Source organism: Flavobacterium sp., from assembly GCF_003525665.1.
Classification (GTDB): domain Bacteria; phylum Bacteroidota; class Bacteroidia; order Flavobacteriales; family Flavobacteriaceae; genus Flavobacterium.
The window spans coordinates 8,398-11,237 of sequence record NZ_DQDX01000007.1; the positions used below are offsets into that span (position 1 = coordinate 8,398).

3 protein-coding genes are annotated in these 2,840 nt (G+C 34.2%); 2 read left to right on the forward strand and 1 reads right to left on the reverse strand.

What is annotated here, in order from left to right:
* The first annotated feature begins 71 nt into the window (after nt 1-71).
* Entirely contained in the window at nt 72-1,202 is a 1,131-nt protein-coding gene (locus DIU01_RS00545; RefSeq protein WP_290831317.1) for a DegT/DnrJ/EryC1/StrS aminotransferase family protein, read from the forward strand.
* Between the two features lie 177 nt (nt 1,203-1,379).
* Nucleotides 1,380-2,396, forward strand: coding sequence for a UDP-glucose 4-epimerase GalE (gene galE / locus DIU01_RS00550; RefSeq protein ID WP_290831318.1), 1,017 nt, complete (start codon nt 1,380-1,382; stop codon nt 2,394-2,396).
* A 70-nt stretch (nt 2,397-2,466) separates the two neighbouring features.
* On the opposite strand, the gene DIU01_RS00555 is transcribed toward galE, so the two are convergent.
* The gene (locus tag DIU01_RS00555; RefSeq protein WP_290831319.1) at nt 2,467-2,718 is read right to left on the reverse strand and encodes a hypothetical protein; all 252 of its coding nucleotides are present in this window, start codon (nt 2,716-2,718) and stop codon (nt 2,467-2,469) included.
* Between the last annotated feature and the right edge of the window lie 122 nt (nt 2,719-2,840).

Sequence of the window (2,840 nt, forward strand, 5' to 3'; positions counted from 1 at the left end):
ATAAAAAAAGCCCGAACCATTCGCTCCAAATAATAAGAAATGTTATACTTTTGTATTTCAAATTTTTTAAGATGAAGAAATTACAAATGGTTGACTTAAAAGGTCAATACGAAAAAATAAAAGAAGAAGTGAATGCTTCAATTCAAGATGTTTTAGAAAATAATACCTATATAAACGGACCGTTGGTTCATCAATTTCAGAAAGATTTAGAAGATTATTTAGGTGTAAAACACGTAATTCCTTGTGCAAACGGAACCGATGCGTTGCAAATTGCCATGATGGGATTGGATTTAAAACCTGGAGATGAGGTAATCACAGCCGATTTTACATTTGCTGCAACTGTTGAAGTGATTGCTTTGTTGCAGTTGACTCCGGTTTTGGTGGATGTTGATATGAATAATATGAATATTTCACTTGACGGAATCAGAAAAGCGATAACGCCACGAACTAAGGCGATTGTGCCGGTGCATTTGTTTGGTCGTGCAGCCAATATGGATGCGATTATGGAAATAGCAAACGAACATAACCTTTATGTAATTGAAGATAATGCGCAAGCAATTGGAGCTGATTATAAATCAAACGATGGTTCTAAAAAGAAAGTTGGAACCATTGGACATGTTGGTGCGACATCGTTTTTTCCTTCTAAAAATTTAGGTTGTTATGGCGATGGTGGAGCGATTTTTACAAACGATGATGCGTTAGCTCACAAGTTACGCGGAATTGTAAATCACGGAATGTATGAACGTTACCATCATGATGTAGTAGGAGTGAACTCGCGTTTGGATAGTATTCAGGCTGGAGTTTTGAAAGCGAAATTGCCACATTTAGATACATACAATAAAGCACGTCAAGATGCAGCAAGAAAATATTCTGTTGCGTTGAGTGTGAATTCAAATATTTGGGCACCATTTATTTGTGAAACTTGCGATTGTCATGTTTTTCACCAATATGTTATAAGAATTACGAATGGAAAACGCGATGGGTTATTAGCACATTTGCAAGAAAAAGGAATTCCGTGTGCGATTTATTATCCAATTCCGTTGCACAGTCAGAAAGCGTATGCTGATTCTAGATATAAAGAAGAAGATTTTCCAGTAACGAATCAGTTGTGCAAAGAAGTAATTGCATTGCCAATGCATACCGAATTGGATGATGAGCAAATTAAATTTATAACGCATACGGTTTTAGAATATTTATCGTAGAGACGCGATTAATCGCGTCTGTACATCATTGCCAATGCACACCGAATTGGATGATGAGCAAATTAAATTTATTACGGATACGGTTTTAGAATATTTATCGTAGAGACGCGATTAATCGCGTCTGCACATTGTTTTGATAATAAATAAAAAAGATTTCTGCCTTCGCAGAAAATAAATATGAAAATAGTAGTAACAGGAGGTTTAGGTTTTATAGGTTCGCACACAGTTGTTGAATTGCAAAATGAAGGTTTTGAAGTTGTAGCGATTGATAATTTATCCAATTCATCAGAAAGTGTTTTGGATGGAATTTTTAATATTACTGGCAAAAAGCCAATTTTTGAAAAGATGGATTTGCGTGATAAAGCATCGGTTCAAGATTTCTTTAAAAAACATAATGATGTTGTTGGTGTGATTCATTTTGCTGCATCGAAAGCTGTTGGCGAAAGTGTTGAAAATCCTTTATTATACTATGAAAATAATATAAACACATTGGTTTATCTTTTGCAGGAATTAAAAGAATTACCAAATGCCAATTTTATTTTTAGTTCTTCATGTACGGTTTACGGTCAAGCCGAAAAAATGCCAATTACAGAAAATGCGCCTGTTCAACAAGCAATGTCACCTTATGGAAACACAAAGCAAATAGGTGAGGAAATAATAAATGATGTTGCCAAAGTGACCAATATCAATTCGATTTTATTGCGTTATTTTAATCCAATTGGAGCTCATCAGAGTGCCGAAATTGGAGAATTACCGCTTGGTGTTCCTCAAAATTTGGTTCCGTTTATTACACAAACTGGTTTAGGATTGCGTCAAGAGTTATCGGTTTACGGAAATGATTATCCAACGCCAGACGGAACGTGTATTCGCGATTACATTCATGTTGTAGATTTGGCGAAAGCACATGTTATTGCATTGCAAAGATTATTAGATAAAAAAAATCTTGAAAAAGTAGAAACTTTTAATCTAGGGACAGGAACAGGAAGCTCGGTTCTTGAGGTAATTACAGCATTTGAAAAAGTGTCTGGTCAAAAATTACCCTATAAAATTGTATCTAGAAGAGAAGGTGATGTTATTGAAGCTTTTGCAAATACTGATAAAGCAAGTGCTGTTTTAGGATGGAAAACACAATATAATCTGGAAGAAGCCGTTGATAGCGCTTGGAAATGGGAGAAGAAAGTAAGAATGCAGTAGGCAATTTTAGAGAACCTATTTAAAATAAAAATCCTCACAATTTAGTTTTGTGAGGATTTCTTTTTTGAAATTACTTCTTAGCAGCTTCTTTCATTTTTTCTGCGCCTTCTTCTAATTTTTCTGCACCTTTTTCAAGAGCTTTACCTGTTTTAGATTGAGCAGAATCAATGACAGTATCTACTTTTTCTGAAATTGTATCCAGTTTAGCTTCTACCTCTGTTCCAACTGCTTCTGTTGCATCTTCTACTTTGTCTTTTGTTTTGTCTTGGCAAGATACCATTGCAACAGCCATAAATGCTACTGCTAAAATTGTTTTTTTCATTTTTTTGATGTGATTAAATTAATAATTGTTTAAGAACATTTTTTGTAATACAAATTAAATGCCAAATTTTAAGGTTAATTGATTTTCAATAAAAAATTTGGATCAGGACAATTTTCTGAATA